The organism is Enterococcus raffinosus (assembly GCF_001886185.1).
Taxonomy (GTDB): Bacteria; Bacillota; Bacilli; order Lactobacillales; family Enterococcaceae; genus Enterococcus_A; species Enterococcus_A raffinosus.
Genome location: NZ_JXLA01000012.1, coordinates 87,715 through 108,431, shown reverse-complemented (window position 1 = coordinate 108,431; position 20,717 = coordinate 87,715). Strand labels below are relative to the sequence as shown.

Here is a 20,717-nt window from a genome sequence, read left to right as displayed (position 1 = left end):
CTATCAGTCCTATTTGACAAAGAGCCATTATTGTCCGTACCAGCCGATGCCTTCGTTTCGCCAGCCTTGTTTGATCAAGTTATTACGCTCACTCTGCAATAATGTATAGTGATGAGCGCCTGCTTTAGCATTTGGATTATACAGACGGTACAATGGCTTGCTTCCTCCAGAATACCAACTGATTCCTTCGTATCGCCAGCCTACTTTTACTAAATTATTTTTTTCAGATACATGAGGTGTATAGTGATGATCTCCAGCATTTGGATTATACAAACGGTATACAGGTGTACCACTCTTTGGTGCCTGCCATCCTATTCCTTCGTATCGCCAACCAGCTTTCCTAACCTTGTCTCGTTCAGCAGTGCTTGCTGTATAGAAATGCTCTCCGCTATTTGGATTATACAAACGATACATTGCACTTGTCTGAACTGGCGCAGGAGTCGAGCCGCCATTATTTCCTCCGCTGCTGTTTGAATCATACTGGGTCAAATTATATGTCTCAATGATACTATTCAACGTTGACCCATAATTCGGAGCAGTCGCATATCTGCCGGTTAAATAGGCAGTTGCATCCTTGTAGGATTTCGTATTACTCTTCCACGCACCAGAATAGTAATAATTCCCTGGTGAAAAAGAGGTAGTTTTTAATACCGTCACGTTATCTCCTAAGGATTCTTTGTAGGATGGATACTTACGAAATTTCGCATTGATCGTAATGTATTCTCCATTGACAAATTCTTGAGTCGGCATCGTAACGGACTGTCCATTATACTCCCCTTTAATCCCAAACAAGTTATAATTTGGCGCTTTGGAAAGCGTACTACCTCCCCAACCGCTTTCAACAATTGCTTGAGCAATCATTACCGAAGCATACAAGTTGTTTGCACTGGCTAATGTTTTTGCCGAAGGAGCGATTTGATTGATAAACGCTTGTTGGGTACTTACAGCAGCAGCGGCTCGTGCAGCCCTAAAGGTAGGCGGCTCTATCGTAAATTCATCAAACGGGATCGGATGATGGAATTGCAGATTGCCTTGCGCATCATACTCTTCTTCGTCTACAATCATACTTTCTTCATCAGTGCTGCTCTCTTCTGTTTCTTTTTCAGAAGATAAAGTAGATTCTTCGTCCTTTTTCGACACAGATTCTTGCGTCTCTGAAGTTCCAACTGCTTGTTTTTTTGTTGGCGCGATTGAACTTGAAGATTCTTGTACCGTTGTGCTTTCTTGAGTTTCCGCTAAATTCGATGTTTCCTCTCCGTATGCAACAAATGCTGAACTTCCCAAACTGCCTAACAACATCACACTACATAACAGTTTTTTATAATTCATGTCATCCCCCTCTAACCACCATTAATCGATGGTTATATTTAATACTTATTGTCTTACCTCTCTGTATATAAAGTAACAAAAATTAATCATAAAGTAAAATTTTTTTATTTTACTTTGAACTTTGAAAACATTACAATAACGGGCGTTCTTCAAAAGTTTCCGATTTTTTTAAATTAAAGAAAGTTTTAATTAAAATTAACAGTATATTTATATATAAAACGTTGTTGTTACGCGTTGAAATGATGTTTTCAAATTATGGAAAAGCCACAATTTCTCATATTATTGTTATTTATTGACTCTGGTCAATCTGCTATAATGACCTTCAAGGGAGGGAAATATATGGATATCGGCGTTGTAGTTTCAAGTGTGATTTACTTTATCTTTTTTTTGATGACCATTGTCTATTTCTATCTTTTTAAAAATGACCGCATATTGCTTCATCTATATTTCTCCTTAATCCCTACTTTTATATGTATTTACTTGCTTATAAATTACCATCATTATCAACCGGTCGAAGGCGCTTGGACATTGGCAATTCTTATGTTTGTTTCACTCATTACTTTCATGCTTTACTGGATTATCTATTCAATACTGAATCGTAAAGAGTGAGATAATTAGTTTCATCCTTCACAAATATTTCGTAATTTTTTAATTAGTTATATGCTATAATAAAATTTGTCTATTCTAACCTATTCAAAGGAGCTTTATTATGGCGCTTTTATTAACACTGTTTTTTGATCTCCTAATGATTGTTCTATTTTTATTCAGAATCGTCAGAGGCGATCAAATCACCTATATTGTTAGTATTGCATTACAAGGATTACTATTTATTGATTTATTAGCTGTCGTACTTTTACGTACATCCAAATCGGACATACCAACCAATGAGCAAATGGAAATGACGCGCAGACAATCACGTAAATCATCCAAACCTTCACGTGGTGGTTTTTTAGCTAAGTTATCCTGCCTTGTTTCATTAGTTTTACTCGCATACTATGTCTACTCTGTTGTATACATTTTTATTTAACGACTAATGGCATCGACAACTGTCGATGTCATTTTTTTACTAGTTGGAGTAGTTCTATCCTTTAAAATTCTTTTCTCTCTAAATTAATTAAGCAAGACAAATGAAGTGTTATGGCACAAAATTAGGCCCTTCTATAGACAGAAAAGGCTTAGGAAACGACTGCCCAAATGAATGTGTTGCTTAATTAACTTGATTTATACAGAAATACGCCACCATTAAAAAGGCGGTGTGACAAAAATCTTGTCACACCGCCTTTTAGCTATATTTTTTTTCGATTGAAAATAAGCACGCTGAATAATAGAGAGAGAAGAATTAGGAGAATACTGATACCTATTGCTGGGTTATATTTTTCTAAAGCAGAAGCCTTCTGCAAAAAATTGATATTTTGAGTAATCAGCGAGATTGGATTATAGTATTTCACTTTATCAAACATATTCAGCAATATCATAATGACGACTGCTGCACCAGTCATTAGTAATCCTTCATAATTATTCCGTGCGATCGTTGAGGAACATACAATTATGCCTAATAATAACAATCCAAATAACCACAAAGGAAATACTGCTTGAAGAAGATAAGGGCTTTTGTTATCTGGAAAATAATAGGCAGTGTAGCCCCACGTGACAAGAAATGTTAGTGAAAGACACAGGGTCCATTGTAAAATCAAGCTAATCATTTTTCCAACGATCACTGACCAACGCCGAAGTCCCTTCGTAACCAAATTAATCAATGTCCCTTTACTTATTTCATTACTAACCGTTCCGCTGAAAATTAGGGCTATCACAATTAAACCAATTTGAGTAAGGTTCTTATAAAATTGTGTCCAAGAATCAAGAGAAGTCGGATCGGGAATCGTTTTGGCCATCGCTGCTCCGATAGTCATTTTTACAATCTCGGGGGTTAATTTTGCTAATAGCGGATTCATCAAGCCAAAAATAAGAAAGATAATGATCAAAATTAACAGACGTGACGTCCGCCAGCTTTCTACTAATTCTTTTTTTGTAAAATAATATAAATTTTTCATTGAATAACCTCCAAAAAGATCGATTCTAATGAAGGATCAATTTTTTGAATGGATTTCGGGTAAATGTGAGAGTCTTCAAATAATTGAAAAATTGTTGCTGCAACAGCCTTATAATCACAAGAATAGGTTAAAACAAAACGCTGCTTTGAAGAATCCACAGAATAATCTTTGATAACTTCTCGTTGTTTCAATATTTCTAACGCTCTAGTGAAAATCTCAGCATCTTCTTCATTTGAAAATTCGACTTTTATTTGATTCCTCGCGTACCTCTCTTTCAGTGTATTCAATGGCCCATTGACCACTAATTCTCCCTGATCTAAAATACCGACATAATCACAGATTCGTTCCACATCACTTAAAATATGGGTAGAAAAGAGGATCGTTGTTTTTCCCCTTAGCTTCGCTAGCATTTCCAAAAACTCGTTGCGGCCACTAGGATCTAAAGCAGAGGTTGGTTCATCACAAATCAACAGTTCTGGATCATTTAATAATGCTTGAGCAATGCCTAGACGCTGCTTCATTCCCCGTGAATAGCCCTTAATCTTTTTTTTATTGTTTTCCAAACCAACGAGTGCTAGGATTTCAGGAATTTTTTGCAGTGATTGCTTCTTCGTCAGACCAGTGATTTCCCCACAGAATTTTAAATATTCTCTACCAGACATATAATTATAAAATTCTGGTACATCAGGTAAATACCCCGTTAAATGATTGGTCTGATTGTCACCAAAATGAACCGGTTGCCCTTTTATAAAAATCTCGCCGCTATTCTTTTCCTCCAGACCTAAAATCATCTTCATCGTTGTGGTTTTCCCGGCACCATTCTCGCCTACAAATCCATATATTGACCCTGTAGGCACACTCAAATTCAAATTGTTGAGAACATTTTTTGAACCAAATTTCTTTGAAACATTTTTCAATTCTAAAATGTTCATTCATTTTCTCCTCTTCCAAATACAAAATAGACTACTGGACCGATAATTTGGATAACTACAACTACGAAAAGCCATAAAACTTTGTTTCCAAAACGATAATTGGGATGCTTCAATATATGCCATACAGCCGTGATCATTAAAAGCAATTCTAAAATAATTAACGGTAGAAAAATCGGTAAATTTTCTTTTAAAAAATCAAAATTATTCATTTCCACTCAACCCCTGTTCTTTGAGATTCCGCAACTCCGAGTAGATTTGCTTTAATTGTTCTTGATCATTGAAGCTCACAAAAGCTGGATTTTCTATTACAAAATCGATCAAGCTGTCCTTGACCTTCATAGAATCTCGTGGTAATTGATGACCAAGTTCTAATTGTTCCAGCCAGTCGTCCACCTGATCAAAATAAGCATCTCCATGGAGCTCCACTGGAAATTGTGTTTGTTTCATTACAGTTAGAAAATCATTTAGCAATGGAAAAACAGCGGCTTCATCCTTCATCTGTGCATAGCCAAAAACTGCAGACAGCTGAAAATTCATCATTGCAATGGGATGCAAGTTACTAAATTCAAAAACATCCGCAAATTGAAGACCACGCTTAACGGTTTGCGAGAACTTCTTATGATCCTTAATCAACAATTGTAAATAATTGCCTAGAAAACTCAGAAAGACAGTCATATATTGGTAAATCGCGCTTTGCAAAGTTACGATCGCCTGATCTTCCTCTCCCTTTTGCTGCTGAGCAGCAGCGATTAAGCTTTCGATGGGAAATAAAATCGGAACCTGTTCTCCCAAAATATCTAAAACTTGATCAAATTCATTTAAGGTCAGTGAAGTATACGCTTCATATTTTAATGCCTGCGTAATTAATTCAGGATCCTTTGTCTGTGTTCTTACATGAATAAATAATTCTTGTGCTTCCTTTGTATAGGTTTGGACATTTTCTTCTCCTGGTAATAAATCAGCATGATTCAAAAGAAACAGCCCCATCTGCAATATAAATGGATAGCATGAATAATAGCGCCGAACAAAGCTGCGAATTGTTGCTAATACATCCTCTGGTGATTTTGTCTCCAATGATTTTTTCAGCATCGAGTAAATCCGCTGAATCTCATGGTTGTCTAACTGCGGCTCATAGGTCAAGAGTGAGTCGATCGTTATGTCAAAATAGGCGGCTAACAATGGCAGCAGGGTAATATCAGGATAGGTTTGACCTGTTTCCCATTTTGACACTGAGGCCTTTGATACCCCTACAAAGTTTGCCAGCTCCTGTTGAGTAACACGTTTCTCTTTTCGTTTTTCCATGATGATTGGACCGATATTCATTTCCATGATGCTTCCCCCCTTACTATTTATTTTAGAATGAGTCGTAATAGAAAACAATCGAGTCTTTATTAACTTTTATGGAAAATAATCAACCCATAAGAAACAAAAAAAAGACTAGTGCTCTACACTAGTCTCATAAAAATTATTCATTTCTATATTCTGAAGTCAGCTGATTTATTTTTTTGCTTACTTTTTTTGGCAAATATGCCAACAAGGCTAATAGAACTCCTGCAACGGTCAGCTCCAGCAGCAAGCTCATGGAAACTCCCTTTGCAACGATCTCTGAAGCCATGAATGCATAGATAAAGCTAGCAGGCATCATCGTTAAAAAAGAAATCAAACTAAATTTTTTTACACTCATAGGTGTCATTGCATAGGCGTAACTTTGAATAGCAAAAGGGAAAATCGGGACTAAACGAGTAAAAATTAGAAAAGAAAGCCCATTTTCTCTTACCCCCTTTTCTATCTTTTGAAAGGTTGGGTCATTGCCAAAACGTTGGATAATATAGCCTCTCGCCACGTATTTTCCTATGATAAAAGAGAGGGTTGCTCCCAGTGAGGCACCGATAACGGTTAGGGCACCGCCAATCAAACCGCCGTAGGCAAGACCTCCTACAATTGCTAAAACTTGTCCTGGTAATAAAAATACGGCCACAATCACTGACAGAAGAATAAAAATTACGTAGCCCCGCCAGCCGAGATTCTCTAAATAAGCGCGCAGGGCAGAAATATTCGTTAGAAGATCAATCAAACCAAATTGATACGCTAGAAAAATTACTAACAACACAATAACAATAAATAGACTAATTTTTTTCAACGAATCACCTCTTCCTTGAAGTCGTTCTATTGGTTTCTGAGTCCGGCAATCATCCCTTCAATTGCTAACTCATTAAATAACTGAACATCCAGAAGCGTCTTAGGCATCTTCACTACATATTTCGAATCCTTTGCCAGTGTCATTTGCCCTTTTGAAAGGTTTGGTTGATTCTCTGACAAAAAATAGTGCTCATCGCTAAAGAGTTCAGGAGCCTCTAAATAAACAGCTGTCGTCATATCCCAGTTACAAAAACCACTGAAATGAAACACTCTCTCATTCCAGATTATCCAGTTCTTTAGGGTGTCCTTTAGCCAAGTCATACTTTCCTTTTTTAGCATACCTGCTGCACGTTCGAAAAAGTGTTTCAGATCATTTTTTGAGAAAAATGCTGTCGCAGTCATATGACCATTCATGATGGTTATCGCTGCTTGGCTTAGCAAAACTTTTCGAGTAGCATCAGGATCACATGAAAAATTCAATTCGGATACCGCTTGTTGGTTCACTACTAAAGGTTCAGTTGTCCCGCCCATCAGCACGACTTCTTGAATCTTGGTAAAAAAATCTGAATCTATTTTTTGTGCTTCGGCCAAATTGGTCAATGCTCCGGTCGCGACGATTGTCACCTCATTTGGAAAACGATTAACTTGTTCTACTAGAAAAGCCGCAGCGAGATTGTTTTCTTTACTTCCTGAGAAAAAGTCAAAAGACAAGCCTAACTGTTCTTTCATTTCCTTTGTCATCTTATTGACTTCTTCGATACTCCCATTACCGTAAGTCAAAGTAACCCCCAGCAGTTCGACATGGGGTGCTCCTAACAGATACAGGAGCGTTAACCCGTCATCTACATCACGATCTATTAGTCCAAAAGTATTGTCGCAATCAAAAATAATTTTTCTCATTCTAACAACCCTCTATTTTCTGTTAGCCAACGTTTGAAATAGTAATTCTCCTCTTTTAAGTCATGGCGCATCTCCTTCAGGTCGCTAGGAAAATCAACGTCCTGCAACTGGTCTAGCAATGCTACATTAAAATCTGTTAATCGTTTTAATGTCTCCGTCAACACTTTGCTTTTGCCCCAAGCCATTGTTGTTTCAAAAATTGGCGTTAAGTCTATTGCTCTAGTACAGCCCACCAAATAATACCCGCCATCTTGGGAAGGTCCCAGCACCACCTCCTTCATCTGATCAAACGCCGAAATTATTATTTCTGTAGTCAAATTCGGGATATCACTGCCTGTGAGGATCACTTTCTCATATCCTTTTGCTCTAACAAATTGTATGGCATGATTCATCCGCTCGCCGATCGTGTGGCCGACTTGCGAAAAGGCGGAAAAACTTTTGGGCAGTTCTGCGAGTAAATTTGACGGATCTCCTTCATCTGAATAAGCCAGATAAAGGTCTATCCCTCTATTATTCAGTTCAGCGAATTTCAAAAAGCTGTCTTGCAACATCTGTAGTTGAACCTGACAGGCTTCTTCACCGGTTAGCAATGTTTGCAAACGTGTTTTTACCTTATAAGGTACCGGAACTCTCGTAAATAAAATATAAGCATACTTATTCAAAAACCTGCTCCTTTAATGCTTGACGTAAAAAGTCCTCTTCTAAATAACTGGATACCTTGTCGAAAATCTCTTGATTTTTCAGCTCCTTTGTATCCGCTTGGTAGCTATGAAACGCCATCGCTGACCAAGCAAGAGCTCGTAACATCAGATAGGGGTGATAGATCTTTAGAGCTTCCATAAAACTAACTGGATCAACTCCTGTCACCTCAAGATAACTAGATAGAAACAAATCCTTCTCCATTGGAGTCAAAACCAAATTACTCCGCCAAAGAGTGGTGGTCGAAGCTAAAAATTGCGAAATATCCTGCACTGGATGACTGATCACGGGTTTTTCCCAATCAATCAAATACCCTTTTTCTCCAATAATAAAATTGTGTGAGTTTACTTCCGTATTATTGATACACCAGTGATCCAAATCAATAAAATAGCGCTGTTGTCCGACATTTTTTTCACAGCGATTTAGTGCCTCAGCGAATAACTTTTGTGCCTGTAATGGGACAAATTCACTAGTGAAAACGGACTCTAATAAGTAGTGGCACTCATTGATGCGAGCGGATAAAATCGTTTCTTTTTCGTTTACAAAGACTTTTTCTGCAGTTTCATCGATTGGTTGCTGATGGATCTCACCAAAAATATACGCAGCTTCTTTTAAATCTTTCCGATAATTTAAAGGCTGACCGACTAAATATTCCATAATCAGTAATCCTTGATCAAAGGTTTGACGGCTGTCGTCTAAATAATATGCTTTCGGTGTTCTCCCTGTACGTTCTAGCCATTTCAAAGCTTGATATTCATATTGGATTTGATTTTCCAACTGTAATTGACTGCCATAATTGAGTCGAAAGACATAGCTTGTTTTCCCATCGGAGATCAGAAAATTTTGATTGTATTCTCCCTGAGCTAAAAATTCAATTTTATACGACTCTTCTAAGTTCAACTTTTTAATTAATGCCTGATCGTTTAGATAACGGCGAATTTTATTAAGCATGAACGACTCCTTTTCATTTGTAGTAAAGCTTCACCAGTTTTTCTGGAGGCATTCCCATTACATACAGAATTTTGATTTTATGCATCTTTAGATGTGTGCGAAGTTTTCCTTTGCTAAAGCGGCGGCTGGAGGTCGTAAGTGAAAGAGGTAATGGATAAAACTCTCCCAACCGCTTCAATTGTCGACTTAGTTTCCAATCCTCCATCAATGGAATGGCTTCAAACTTTCCTGCCTGTTCGTAGAATTTCCTTGTCGTAAACAATCCTTGGTCACCAAAGATCAATCCCAGATAGCGTGCTCGTAGATTTGACGTAACAGCTAAATATCGATAAAACAGCTCTGACGAATCAAAGGCCAATTTGAAAAAGCCAGCACTAAATCTTTCGTCATTCAATGCTGTTTGAATCTGCTCTAACAATTTGGGAGATGCCTCGAATCGACTATCACTATGTAAAAACCACAAAATATCACCTGTACTTCTTTCCGCGCCATAGTTCAATTGAGCGCCGCGATTGGCATTCTCCAACTGATAAACGATCGCCGTCTTTTTTGCGATTGCAACGGTTTGATCTTGACTTCCTCCATCTACGACGATCACTTCATAAGGAACCGTCCCCTCTAATTGGGTCAATTGATGCAATAAACGTGAGAGGTTCTTCTCTTCATTTAACACAGGGATAATAATTGAAATCATCGAGGCATCACCTGCAGATCATCATTGAATTTTAAGAATATTTGTCGTTGGTCGATTATTTTTTTTGATAAGTTTGTAAAAATGCAGCTTGTGTTTCCGATTTTCACCTGCGTACGCTGCCCATTCGGTGTCCACTCGTGATGTTCTACTAAAGCTGGCACCCCTGCTTCACAAACTTCTATTTCTGCACCATACGGTATAAAAAGCGATGCCGCTCCTTGAATATTCGTCGGGTTTCGAACGGTTAAATGCGTATTTTCTAAGGTAAAAATATGATCGCTGACAACTCCAGGAATGAAATTATTCTCCCCAATTGATTTAGCTACTTTTTTATTTCTCGGATAAAAATATATTTCTTGAGGCGTCCCGATTTGTTGAATCTTTCCATCAAGCAGTAGTATCATGCGATCAGCTAATTGAAAGGCTTCATCCCGATCATGAGTAACCAAGATCACGCTAAAGCAATAGGTCTTTTGCAGCCGACGTAAATACTCACGCATCGCTTCCTTTAAATGACTATCTAGATTAGCGAAAGGCTCGTCTAGCAGTAACAGTTTGGGTTCTAAAACAATGGCTCTAGCTAAGGCTACTCGCTGCTTTTGACCGCCAGACAGTTCATCAGGAAACTGCTTCTCTAATCCTTTTAAATCAAACGCTGCTAGTATTTTATTAATTTTTTCTCTGATTCTTTCTTTTGAAAACTTTCTCGCCTTCAGCCCAAAAGCGATATTGTCTACCACATTCATATGAGGAAAGAGCCAAAAATCCTGAAAGACCAAAACAGTACTTTCCTGCGAATATCCTTCGGAAAAAATAATTTTTCCTTTATTAACTGGCTGAATGCCAGCAATCATTTTAAGCAGGCTAGTCTTTCCTACTCCAGATGGACCAAAAAGAGCGACAATCTCGCCATCATTGAGCTCAAAAGAAAGCTCATCTAGTATTCTTTTTTTCCCATAAGAGAGCTGAACTTCGCTAACGTTTAGTCCCACGATGAATTCCTCCAATAACTAATTTCAATAAGTAGACACCCAACATAGTACAGACTAAAAAGACTAGGCTATAGGATGAAGCAAGACTAAAACGTCCATTATTCGCATAAGGAAGCAATAGCAAAGGCAAGGTGACAATTTTGCCGCCGCCTATAAAAAATGTTGGCAAATATTGACTAAAGGATACGATAAAAACTAGGCTTCCCGAAGCAATCACCCCTGGACGTAGTAAAGGCCAAGTGACTTGCCAAAAAATCACCCAAGGCTTCGCACCTAACGTTTGTCCCGTTAAGTGATAACCTTCTCCTAACTGACGATAACTTTCTAATAAGATTTGCATGGCATAAGGCAAACATAAATAGGTATGAATCAAAACAATTCCTATAAAGGTACCTGTCAAATGCAGCTGTAAGAATAAAACTTGACTAGAGGTGATAATGGCTATGGCGGGTAAAATCAAGGGTAAATAAATAATAATTTCAATGAATCCATGAGAAAGCTTTTTCTGAAAAGCAAAATATCGAGCCGCAGGCAGGGCAATACAGATACTTATCAAAGTGGTAATGATAGCAATAACAAAACTATTGATAACTGCCGGCCAAAAATTCGGTTCACGAAGCATTTGGCTAAAAGCTTTCAAAGTCAAACCTTGTGGTAAAATTGCCGGATACATCCAATGATCACTAACAGACCAGATTACTAAAAGGACAATAGGCAACAGCACCAGAACAGCCGAAAATAATAGAAGCAGATAGGATTTTCTCGTTGAAGTTAGCACGATTTTTTTCTCCCTCCCGGCAAGAGACGACTAATGAGTAGTCCGCTTCCTGATACTGCTAGGCAGATTCCCGACATGACTAAATTTAAAGCAAAGGCTTGTGGGCGAGTGGTTAAGTCGGCTTGAGTAAATAAATCATAAGCGGTCAAAGCCACTGGTTGATTTATCGGATTTCCTAATAAATAAGGCACTTCAAAAGAAGCAAAAGTGAAGCAAAACAAGATAATAAACAAGGTTATCAACGTTTTTTGAAGCATTGGCAGGATGACTGTGAAAAAGATTCGGGTCTTAGAAGCCCCTAAATTTCTTGCCACTTCAATGTAGCCCAATTGTAACTGTTGTAAAATTGCTAATGTGGTTACCGCAACATAGGGAATCTCTTTATATAGAAACACTAAAATGATCCCGATCCCGCCAGCATCATGGATCAATAAGGGAAATTGGTTGATTTCATCAATTACACCGATTTGAAATAATCCTCGAGAAATGATCCCCGATTGACTGATCAGCTGCATCACCATTAACGCAACAATGATATGAGGCAGCGAGATCGGCAGACTGATGATTTTATGCAACCAAGGGCTTTTCACTTTCAATAGTAGAAAGGCTATCGCTAGTCCAAATAGCAATGACAAAAAAGTCGCAGTCAGCGCTAAGTAGCAGCTGTAACCTAGCGACTTTTGGAAAAAAGGATCACTTAAAACTTGCTGATAATTGGTTAAACTAATTTTTTCAAGTCCAATTAGCGGATAATAGCCTAAACTAATTTGTATCCCTTTAAACAGTGCCGCAAAAATCACAACACTGTTTAATAAGAAAAAAGGGATGACTAATAATCTATTTTTATTCATTTAAAACATGCTCTTTCCACAGCGATTCAATGATTGGAATTTTTTCTGCTTGCACCTCAGGTATTTGCTTTTCCTGCATTTCTTCAAGTGATAGAACGCCTTGGTTTTTGTACAAATCCGTCAGCTTTTGATTTGTTTCTTCTGAAAGTTTGTCCGGATCAAATGGTGGGATGCTGTATCCATATTTCGCCTCTGCCTTTTTCAGCTGAGCAGATTCACTTGTCATTTCATTAATCAAAAGTAATGCTCCTGCTTTGACTTTCGAAGTATTAGCAATGGCCAAATAACTTTGATTGGCAATCGTTCCTTTATCGAATAAGAAGGATTCTGTTGATTGCTTGAACTCATTGTCACTACGTTTTTGAGCTACATGCATTTGAGAATAGCTATAGCTCATGTCGATTTGACCAGCCGCAAACATTTGGTCCAGCTCCGCAGTGGTGGTCGGGTAGGTTTTCCCTTCTTGCCATAAATAGGGTTTGATTTCATTTAAATAGTCTAAGCCTGGTTTGATGACCTTATACAACTCTTCTTTCGTCGCCCCTGCAGCTTCAACTTTATCATAGCCCACAATATCGCAGATAATGTTGCGAACAAAAGCACTGCCGGTAAATTCAGGCGGCGCGGTATACGTAATCTTACCTGGATTTTCCTTGGCATAGGCTAATAGGGCTTGAGTATCTGTAGGAAATCCATTCTTAAATGTCTCTTTGTCGCCAGCGAAGACTAATTGGGCGCTGCCGTAAGGAACTTCATAGCCATCGATTTTAACTCCGAAATCATATTTCGAATTATGGCCATCAACGTCCATTAGCTTTTTAAAGCTCTCAACGTTTTTGGCAATGGGTCCATAAAGCAGTTTCGCTTGTTTTGCAGTATAGAAATTTTCCCCATTGATCCAAATAACATCAATGTCTCCAGTTTTGGTACCGGCTTCCTTTTCAGTCGTCAGCTTATTCAAAATCTGATCAATGTCCATCGGCACACGTTTGACTGTGATATCATATTTTTCCTTCATTGCCGGCGTAACTACCTCATCTACCCATGCATTGGCTTTTTCGTCACCGCCAAACCCGTAAAAGGTCACTGTTTCACCTTTTCCTTGTTTTTCGGCATCTGAGAAGCTGGTGATTTTTTCTTCTGTTTTCGCTTCTTTTGTTTCACTTGTTTTACAGGCTGCTAAGGAAAAAAGCACCCCTAGCGTTAACAAACCCGTTAACCATTTCTTCATTGTTCTCTCCTATGCTTTTGTTACTATTTTTTTTGATTGATACCGATTTTTCCAAGCTAGTAATGGGTTGGCTAATGGATGCCTCTCACTTTTATCGCTCTGATGGATCACATCACCAAATATCAAATCTAATAAATGCCAAGCTTGACCACCGCCTAGAATCATTGCCGAAGTACAGCTAGCACAATAAGTGACTATATGATCTGTCTTGAAATCCTGCACACGCTTTTCAGCGAAATCTTTCGCTAAATCTGGATTTGAAACTCCGCACATGCCTCCCATTCCGCAACATAAAGTGTTCTTTCCAGACAGATGATTGCTTGCCACCTGATAGCCTAATTGTTCTAATAAAAATCGTACTGCTTGATGAATCTCAGTCACTTCTTTTGTAGGACAGGAATCTTGAACAGAGAAAACGACATCACTTTCATTGGCCTTTCCGATCACTTCTTGTGGCAAGCCCAATTCAGCCATTTTAACCCACAAGGAACTAGTGGGAAACTGGTTTTGGATGGTCATTGTTTTGATACATCCTTGACAAGCTACGATCAGATCGTCGATTTCAGCCTGACAAACTTGTTCTGTCAATTGACCGAAGCGCTCTTGAAACAATTGCTCCTGACCGATCATACGTGTTGGTTTTCCGCAGCATCCTTGTATGACCGCAAGGTCAGGGTAAAATCCTTTTAAGTAATCAATAATCAATTTTATTTGCTTTGGATTGCTTGAGCTCAATGAACATCCTGCCATAAAGCCGTATTTCATTTTTGGTCCCCTCGATTCACTGCTGTAAATAATTTACTGGTGGAAAGTTTTTGATGCATCTCCACACTTTTTAGCTGTTTTAGCGGCAAGTCTTCTCTGATCAAATCTTGACGCATAGTTAAAAAAGCCTCATCTAATTTCAATTGTAGTGGACACACGACTGTGCAGCGTCCACACAACATACATGAATAGGGAACGATCGGATCCAGCCCTTCTTCCAAAAATTGTTGAAATAATTTTTGCGGATCTTCACAATATCTTTGTAAAAAGAGACAGTCCTTCATGCAGCGTTTACAGCTTATACAATTTTCTGCTATCAATTGAGCCATCTCAATGGTTCTTTCTGAGTAATCCATCTGACTAGCTCCTTTTCAAGAATACAATGATGAGCTGTACCATAAATCCAAAAAATAGAAGACCGCTCACCAAATAATAGATGGGCGTCGTATTCAAAGTGAATACGAGCTGCCAAACTAGAAAAAGTAATCCTATAGCAATTAAAAGAATACTTTCGAGATTTCTCCTTTTTAAAGTCACTAAGGCAGCGATCACTACCAGCAAGGCCGGCAGCAAAAATAACATGCTGCCGAATGTGCTGGCCTCAACCTTATGGGAATAAAATGAAACATTTCGCATAAAGCCTAGATGATTTTTGTAGAGATCGTCAACCAAATAAACGGCATAGAGCAGTCCCAGTTGGATTAAATGCAATAAATATCGAAGAAGTTTCATTAGTTCAAGATTTTCACTTTATCTTTGTCTCGAGGATCGCCAACCTGAACAGGGTATTTACTTGGATCTTTTTGGTGTGCTTTATCCCAGTCATACCAGCCGCCATCGAACAATTTAACATCTTTCCAGCCTTCTTGTTTCGTGATAAAGAACGCAGTAGCCGCGCGCCAGCCTGTTCCACAATAAAAAGCGACTTCCTTATCAGGAGTGATTCCCCATTTTTCCCACGCCACAAAGATTTTCGTCGGCTCCTTTACTGTGCCGTCATTGTTCATTAGTTGGGCTACATCCGCACTAGTTTTACTTGATTTGGCGTAAACTGCCCCTTCTGGTTCCCCAGCATTTTCAATGTAATCATAGCCGCTGGTTTTTCCTGTGAACTCTTTCCATGAACGAATACTTGCAAGAACTAAGTCAGGATTTTTTTCTTTGGCTGCTAATACATCTGCTGACGTTGAAATTAAGCTCTCAGGACGTCCTGGAACCTCAGCGCCAAAATCTTTGGCTGCTGTAGCTTCTTCATTGCCTTTTTCTACTTTGTAATCCGCTTTTTCCCAAGCCTTCAATCCGCCATCCAGAATCTTCACATTATCGACACCTAGCCAGTAGGCCACAAAAGCCACACGAGCTGCTGCGTTAATATCACTTGAATACACCACTACTGGTGTTGTTTTCGTAACGCCACGCTTTAAGAACACTTCTTTACATATTTCAGCGTCCAAGATATTCCAGTTGTTTTCTTCTGTCTCAATTTCCATCGTATCAATGTGAAGCGCCCCTGAAATGTGCGCTTTTTTATAATCTTTTCCTTCGCCATAAGAAGCTTCAATCACGACCGTTTTATCGTCATCTTTCATTTGCTTCTTTAGCCATTTTGCATCGACAAAGAAATCATCGTCCTTGATCTCTTTGCTTTTGACTAAACGTTGGACTTTAGTCGTTTTTTCGGCTGCGTGAACCTCTTCTGTTTTTGAATAGACAACTAACGCTGTTAAAAGTAGACAGCTGACTACTGCAAAAATTTTTTTCATTGTGATACTCCTTCAAAGTTTATTTTTTCACTTGAAACGTTTTCAGCAATAACAATTATTTCTTTTGAACACAACAAAAAAAACATACTGAAATAAGTATGTTTCCTCGCTGATATTATTTTTTTACGCGCCTAATAGCCCTTTCAGCAGGTCGCAAAAAAAGTTGAGCGGAGGAAAATAAATTGTTCTGCTAGCTTAGAAACTCTAAGTAATGATTGATTTCACAGTCAAAGCTGATAGTTCTTAAGCATGAGAACACCTCCTACCTCCCAATTTTGAAACCGGGCTCTTTTCCCTTCCGAGTATATCGAAACCCTATTAGATTAGCAAGGGCATTTTAACTAAAAAAAACAAAAACTTTTTTTGTGAAGGAATGGTTTTTATTTAGAATTTATTCTTATTGTTCGAAATTAATATAAAGTGGTTTTTCCATTCATTATCCGCTAAAATTAGTTTAACAATTAAAAGAAGGAAGGTTGTTTTATGAGTATTTTTGATGGACTAATGGGAAATGCCAGTCAACACAATAACAAAGCTGTTGAGGAGAAATTGAAAGATGTACTAATTACCGGTGAGACAGTTTCTTTAGCGTTTAAACTCGTTCGAGATTTAATCGTTTTTACCGATTTCCGTCTGATTTTAGTGGACAAGCAAGGAATGACCGGTAAGAAAGTTGAATACAAATCCATTCCTTATCGTTCAATCTCACGATTTTCTGTGGAAACGAGCGGACATTTCGATTTGGATGCGGAATTAAAAATTTGGATCTCTAGCGCGGAACTTCCCGCGGAGACGATTCAATTTCGTAAGGATAAAAATATTGTTGCGGTTCAAAAAGCATTGGCTTTGGCGTTGTCAAAATAAAACAGGACAAGATTTGAACATTTTGTTCAAACTCTTGTCCTGTTTTTCTCCCCGAGTGAAGCTCTAATGTTTTTCCCCTTTATTCTCTTCATTTTGCCTGTAATCTCCTTTAAAGTATTGCTTAAATACTTATTTTTCGATTGTGACAGATCACTTATCTTTCCTTCACTTTATCGACGTTTTCAATCCATTGCTCAAGGTTATTATAGCCATCATTTTTGATATAGTCATATTCCCCATCTATGATCTCATCAAACCAAAGCAATTCACCATTGGCTTTTTTTCCTACGATTTTTACGACGGATTGACTAATTGATGTCTTCTGGCTCAAGTTTTTTACTTTTCCAATTTTTAGAGCAATGATGGCGTTCCCACGTTCATAGCTTTTTTCAATTTCGTATTGAACATACTCTGAGTCTAGCGTTTCACTACCAATTAATACGACTGTTACAGATGTTCCTGCTAATTGCTTATCTATCCAGCGCCTGATACTCTCCTCTCCATCGCGCTTGATTCGCTCAAATTCACCTTTGTTTATAAAACCAGATTCTTCATTTTCCTTTAAAGCCCAATTATTTTTTACAACTAGCGCCCTCGACAAATCATTTTCATAGTAAAAACTAAAGAAAACCCTTCTTGCCATAAAACTACCTCCCTAACTTTTTCATTCCTCGGATTCTTTTAACATCATATTGACATGTCCCAAAAAATCTGAATTCAAATTTCTCTATTCATTATATAATACCCGCATCAAGCAATGGCTCCAATTTTTTTATAATAGATGTTTTTATGGAGAACAAGCGTTTCGCTCTTGTCTGAAAAGAGTTAAAAACTTCGCTAGCTTTTGCTTTTCCTACATGATACGATTTTAATGAAAAAGAAAATGGAGGTTTTATTATGTTGGATAAGTCCGTTCCTTTTATTCCATTTACAATGTTTCGCCCTTCAGATGCACCGCCATTACCAGAAATTCAATTACCGAAAGATTACCGTATCGTTTTTTATCAACCGGGTGATGAAAAAGAGTGGTGCAAGATAGAAACCGCTGTTTTAGAGTTTGAGACAGAAAAAGACGCCATGGATTATTTTCAGCGCTCATTTGCTCCTTATCAGGACGAATTAAAAAAAAGGATGCTCTTTGTTGAAAATGCCGAAGGGAAAAAGGTGGGGACCTTTACTGCTTGGTGGACAGAAGATCATTCTCCGCGTCTTCATTGGTTAGGGGTTCTTCCAGAGGAACAGAGAAAAGGTTTAGCCAAAGCCTTAGCTATTCGTGTCACCCAATTACTGCACGAGTATTATCCTCACCAGGATCTTTACTTGAATACACAGACTTGGAGTCACCATGCGGTGAAGCTCTATGAAAAATTGAACTATCAGATTTTTCAAAATCAAAATTATCAAAAAATTTTAGACGTTCTAAAGGAAGCAAACCAACCCCAAAAAGAATAATCGACAAAAAAGCCATAAAACAGCTCGGCTTTTAGCTGTTTTATGGCTTCGTTCATTTGTTATTCTGCACTTAATGCAGCCATCGTAATGTAATTATATGGCTGGTTGAAGTGTGGCAAGAAGAAAATATCTAATAATTTTAATTTATCAATCGTGACCTGTTCTTCAATTGCCAGTGAGAACATATGGATCACACCGGAGATGTCTTCAGTGGAGGATAATTGTGCCCCAACCACGCGGCGAGAATCTGTTTCATAAACAATTCTAATTTTAACATTGGCATTGTGTTTCATAAAACCAGGGCGTTGCAGATCTTCAAAGTCCGTATATTTCACGTCAATACCATTTTTCTCCGCCGCTTCCACAGATAAGCCGGTCGAAACCATGTGCAGACCAAAAATTGAAATACCATTTGAACCTTGTACGCCTGTTGATTCCAGCCCAACACCGCCGACATTATAACCGGCAACAATCCCCGAACGAACAGCGTTGGTTGCTAGCGCGATATACGTCGTAGCTTGCAGCGCATTTGAATAAATCGTCGCACAATCTCCTACTGCGTAAACATCTGGATCACTTGTTTGTTGATGACGATCCACCAGATACGCACCGTTCTTGAACAGCTCTAGATGCTCTTTACCCAATTCGTTGTTTGGCAGGAACCCAATGGCATTGATGACTAAGTCTACCTTGTATTCGCCCTTGTCTGTCACAATTGCTTCAACTTTTCCATCACCCTTATATTCCGCTGCTAATTCACCGAAATGAAGCTCGATTTCGTGCTCTTTCAAAACGGCATCCATGTCATCGGTGAACCATTTATCATAGTAGCTTGGTAACGAGCGTGTCATCGCATCAAAAAGCAAAACATTTTTGCCACGACGTTTCGCCGCTTCGGCGATTTCTACACCAATATAGCCAGCGCCAATAACCGCAACATTATTAATCCCGTCGGTGCTTAACAGCTGATCAACCGCTTGTCCATCCTGGAATCGTTTTAAAAAATGAATGTTCTCCAAATCTCGACCAGGAACCTTTGGAGAAATTGGCACAGAGCCCGTTGCCAAAATCAATTTATCATAAGCTTCGACAAAGTTTTCTCCTGCTTTTGTTGAACAATGAACTTCTTTTTTATCATAATCAATTCGATCAACGGTTGTTTCCATAAAGATTTTAGCGCCTTTAGCTTCAAAATCTTCTCGTTTTGTATAAAATAAATTTTCATAAGAATCGATTTGTCTCCCTACCCACAAGGCAGTTCCGCAGCCTAAATAGCTGAGATTATTATTGCGATCAATCATTACCACTTCTTGGTCCTTAAAATTGTCCAAAAGTGTGTTTGCCGCAGCGATCCCAGCATGGTTTGTACCTACTATTACCGTTTTTGTCATACATTTTCCCCCTTGAGTTTGCAATCGTTTTCAATACATAATAATTGTAGCATACTTCACATGGAGATTTCATCAAAAGAAAAATCCTTTTTATTTATCTCTCGGACATTTATTGAAAGGTTTTGCTATTTTGATCGTTACTTAACACAACTAATACTCATATATAGTAGAATAAAGAGGAAAACACTTCCAAAGAAAGCGAAGGAGAACAAATGACCCCACAATTAAAACAGCATCATCTTGACTTACTCAATAAGTATGGCTTGTTGGATCACCAATCGGTCTGCGAAGTCCAACAATTCAAATCTGGTGAGACGATTTTTTCTCAAGGCGTCGAATATAAATATATTATGATCGTTGTATCTGGTAAAGCCAAAGTTTGTACAAGTGCCCCCAGCGGAAAAGATTTAGTGTTGGCCTATTACCTATCTAGCGGGTTGATTGGTGATGTTGAATTAATGTCCAACACGACTTATGCCACTGCTTCGGTCATTACCCTTTCCCCTTTCGAAGTCATTATCGTTCCATTTCAAGATGATCAGGATTCGATTTTTAAAAATTTGACATTTATGACCACGTTAGCCAAAGGGCTGTCAGAAAACTTGATTAACAGCTCGCATAATTATACGTCGAACGCCTTATATTCCGGTGAACAGCGATTATGTACCTATATCCTGCAAGGTTCCTATAAGAATTACTTTTTCGATAATCTGACAGATATGGCCGCTACGATTGGGATTAGCTATCGGCATTTGCTGCGCTTATTGAATAAGTTATGTGATGATGGTATTTTGAAACGGGAAAAACGGAAATTTCAGATTACTGACATGGAACAACTTAAATACCGATCGTCTGAAGCAGAGTATTTTAAAACGAATTACTAACAACCGCCATCCACTACCTATTTGTATAACGGCGTGGATGGCTAGTACTAA

At 38.4% G+C, this 20,717-nt stretch carries 24 protein-coding genes; 5 read left to right on the top strand and 19 right to left on the bottom strand.

Annotation, left to right across the window (positions count from 1 at the left end):
• Positions 1 to 27: 27 nt before the first annotated feature.
• On the bottom strand, positions 28 to 1,329 hold the full coding sequence (locus RV13_RS08480; RefSeq protein ID WP_010744738.1) for a glycoside hydrolase family 73 protein: 1,302 nt from the start codon (positions 1,327 to 1,329) through the stop codon (positions 28 to 30).
• A gap of 339 nt (positions 1,330 to 1,668) precedes the next feature.
• Between RV13_RS08480 and RV13_RS08475 the strand changes: the two genes are divergently transcribed.
• Positions 1,669 to 1,938: a hypothetical protein gene (locus RV13_RS08475; RefSeq protein ID WP_010744737.1), complete on the top strand. Its 270-nt coding sequence runs from the start codon at positions 1,669 to 1,671 to the stop codon at positions 1,936 to 1,938.
• A gap of 100 nt (positions 1,939 to 2,038) precedes the next feature.
• The gene (locus RV13_RS08470) at positions 2,039 to 2,356 is read left to right on the top strand and encodes a hypothetical protein (RefSeq protein WP_010744736.1); all 318 of its coding nucleotides are present in this window, start codon (positions 2,039 to 2,041) and stop codon (positions 2,354 to 2,356) included.
• 259 nt (positions 2,357 to 2,615) lie between these two features.
• Here the strand turns inward: RV13_RS08470 and RV13_RS08465 are convergent, their stop codons facing one another.
• From RV13_RS08465 to RV13_RS08385, 16 genes are all read right to left on the bottom strand, one after another.
• A complete protein-coding gene (locus tag RV13_RS08465) occupies positions 2,616 to 3,380 on the bottom strand; it encodes an ABC transporter permease (RefSeq protein ID WP_010744735.1) in 765 nt (254 codons plus the stop codon).
• Positions 3,377 to 4,312, bottom strand: coding sequence for an ABC transporter ATP-binding protein (locus tag RV13_RS08460; RefSeq protein WP_028021087.1), 936 nt, complete (start codon positions 4,310 to 4,312; stop codon positions 3,377 to 3,379). Before RV13_RS08460 ends, RV13_RS08465 begins: the two co-directional genes overlap by 4 nt.
• Positions 4,309 to 4,521, bottom strand: a complete 213-nt coding sequence (locus RV13_RS08455; RefSeq protein ID WP_010744732.1) for a PLD nuclease N-terminal domain-containing protein — start codon at positions 4,519 to 4,521, stop codon at positions 4,309 to 4,311. Before RV13_RS08455 ends, RV13_RS08460 begins: the two co-directional genes overlap by 4 nt.
• On the bottom strand, positions 4,514 to 5,641 hold the full coding sequence (locus RV13_RS08450) for a helix-turn-helix domain-containing protein (RefSeq protein ID WP_010744731.1): 1,128 nt from the start codon (positions 5,639 to 5,641) through the stop codon (positions 4,514 to 4,516). Before RV13_RS08450 ends, RV13_RS08455 begins: the two co-directional genes overlap by 8 nt.
• Positions 5,642 to 5,777: 136 nt before the next feature.
• Entirely contained in the window at positions 5,778 to 6,452 is a 675-nt protein-coding gene (locus tag RV13_RS08445; RefSeq protein WP_010744730.1) for a TVP38/TMEM64 family protein, read from the bottom strand.
• Positions 6,453 to 6,478: 26 nt separating this feature from the next.
• Positions 6,479 to 7,351 carry a nucleoside hydrolase gene (locus RV13_RS08440; protein WP_010744729.1) on the bottom strand — a complete coding sequence of 291 codons (873 nt, stop codon included), beginning with the start codon at positions 7,349 to 7,351 and terminating at the stop codon, positions 6,479 to 6,481.
• A complete protein-coding gene (locus RV13_RS08435) occupies positions 7,348 to 8,013 on the bottom strand; it encodes a TIGR04282 family arsenosugar biosynthesis glycosyltransferase (RefSeq protein WP_010744728.1) in 666 nt (221 codons plus the stop codon). The genes RV13_RS08440 and RV13_RS08435 overlap by 4 nt, the downstream gene beginning before the upstream one ends.
• The gene (locus tag RV13_RS08430) at positions 8,006 to 9,001 is read right to left on the bottom strand and encodes an aminoglycoside phosphotransferase family protein (RefSeq protein WP_028021088.1); all 996 of its coding nucleotides are present in this window, start codon (positions 8,999 to 9,001) and stop codon (positions 8,006 to 8,008) included. The genes RV13_RS08435 and RV13_RS08430 overlap by 8 nt, the downstream gene beginning before the upstream one ends.
• A gap of 13 nt (positions 9,002 to 9,014) precedes the next feature.
• Entirely contained in the window at positions 9,015 to 9,695 is a 681-nt protein-coding gene (locus tag RV13_RS08425) for a TIGR04283 family arsenosugar biosynthesis glycosyltransferase (RefSeq protein ID WP_010744726.1), read from the bottom strand.
• A complete protein-coding gene (locus tag RV13_RS08420) occupies positions 9,692 to 10,687 on the bottom strand; it encodes an ABC transporter ATP-binding protein (RefSeq protein WP_010744725.1) in 996 nt (331 codons plus the stop codon). Before RV13_RS08420 ends, RV13_RS08425 begins: the two co-directional genes overlap by 4 nt.
• Positions 10,671 to 11,465, bottom strand: coding sequence for an ABC transporter permease (locus RV13_RS08415; protein ID WP_010744724.1), 795 nt, complete (start codon positions 11,463 to 11,465; stop codon positions 10,671 to 10,673). Before RV13_RS08415 ends, RV13_RS08420 begins: the two co-directional genes overlap by 17 nt.
• Complete coding sequence (locus RV13_RS08410) at positions 11,459 to 12,316, bottom strand: ABC transporter permease (protein ID WP_010744723.1); 858 nt, start codon at positions 12,314 to 12,316, stop codon at positions 11,459 to 11,461. The genes RV13_RS08415 and RV13_RS08410 overlap by 7 nt, the downstream gene beginning before the upstream one ends.
• The gene (locus RV13_RS08405) at positions 12,309 to 13,547 is read right to left on the bottom strand and encodes an ABC transporter substrate-binding protein (RefSeq protein ID WP_010744722.1); all 1,239 of its coding nucleotides are present in this window, start codon (positions 13,545 to 13,547) and stop codon (positions 12,309 to 12,311) included. The genes RV13_RS08410 and RV13_RS08405 overlap by 8 nt, the downstream gene beginning before the upstream one ends.
• 9 nt (positions 13,548 to 13,556) lie before the next feature.
• Positions 13,557 to 14,312, bottom strand: a complete 756-nt coding sequence (locus RV13_RS08400; protein ID WP_010744721.1) for a heterodisulfide reductase-related iron-sulfur binding cluster — start codon at positions 14,310 to 14,312, stop codon at positions 13,557 to 13,559.
• Positions 14,309 to 14,668, bottom strand: coding sequence for a 4Fe-4S dicluster domain-containing protein (locus tag RV13_RS08395; RefSeq protein WP_010744720.1), 360 nt, complete (start codon positions 14,666 to 14,668; stop codon positions 14,309 to 14,311). Before RV13_RS08395 ends, RV13_RS08400 begins: the two co-directional genes overlap by 4 nt.
• A 375-nt stretch (positions 14,669 to 15,043) precedes the next feature.
• Positions 15,044 to 16,075, bottom strand: a complete 1,032-nt coding sequence (locus RV13_RS08385) for a sulfurtransferase (protein WP_010744718.1) — start codon at positions 16,073 to 16,075, stop codon at positions 15,044 to 15,046.
• 483 nt (positions 16,076 to 16,558) lie between these two features.
• Here RV13_RS08385 and RV13_RS08380 point away from each other — a divergent pair, with 483 nt between their 5' ends.
• Positions 16,559 to 16,939 carry a PH domain-containing protein gene (locus RV13_RS08380; RefSeq protein ID WP_010744717.1) on the top strand — a complete coding sequence of 127 codons (381 nt, stop codon included), beginning with the start codon at positions 16,559 to 16,561 and terminating at the stop codon, positions 16,937 to 16,939.
• Between the two features lie 154 nt (positions 16,940 to 17,093).
• Here RV13_RS08380 and RV13_RS08375 read toward each other — a convergent pair whose 3' ends face one another.
• Positions 17,094 to 17,582: a TIR domain-containing protein gene (locus RV13_RS08375; RefSeq protein ID WP_010744716.1), complete on the bottom strand. Its 489-nt coding sequence runs from the start codon at positions 17,580 to 17,582 to the stop codon at positions 17,094 to 17,096.
• 254 nt (positions 17,583 to 17,836) lie between these two features.
• Between RV13_RS08375 and RV13_RS08370 the strand changes: the two genes are divergently transcribed.
• Complete coding sequence (locus RV13_RS08370; protein ID WP_010744715.1) at positions 17,837 to 18,391, top strand: GNAT family N-acetyltransferase; 555 nt, start codon at positions 17,837 to 17,839, stop codon at positions 18,389 to 18,391.
• Between the two features lie 59 nt (positions 18,392 to 18,450).
• On the opposite strand, the gene nox is transcribed toward RV13_RS08370, so the two are convergent.
• A complete protein-coding gene (nox, locus tag RV13_RS08365) occupies positions 18,451 to 19,782 on the bottom strand; it encodes a H2O-forming NADH oxidase (protein WP_028021091.1) in 1,332 nt (443 codons plus the stop codon).
• 212 nt (positions 19,783 to 19,994) lie between these two features.
• Here nox and RV13_RS08360 point away from each other — a divergent pair, with 212 nt between their 5' ends.
• The gene (locus RV13_RS08360; protein WP_010744713.1) at positions 19,995 to 20,666 is read left to right on the top strand and encodes a Crp/Fnr family transcriptional regulator; all 672 of its coding nucleotides are present in this window, start codon (positions 19,995 to 19,997) and stop codon (positions 20,664 to 20,666) included.
• The last annotated feature ends 51 nt before the right edge of the window (positions 20,667 to 20,717 follow it).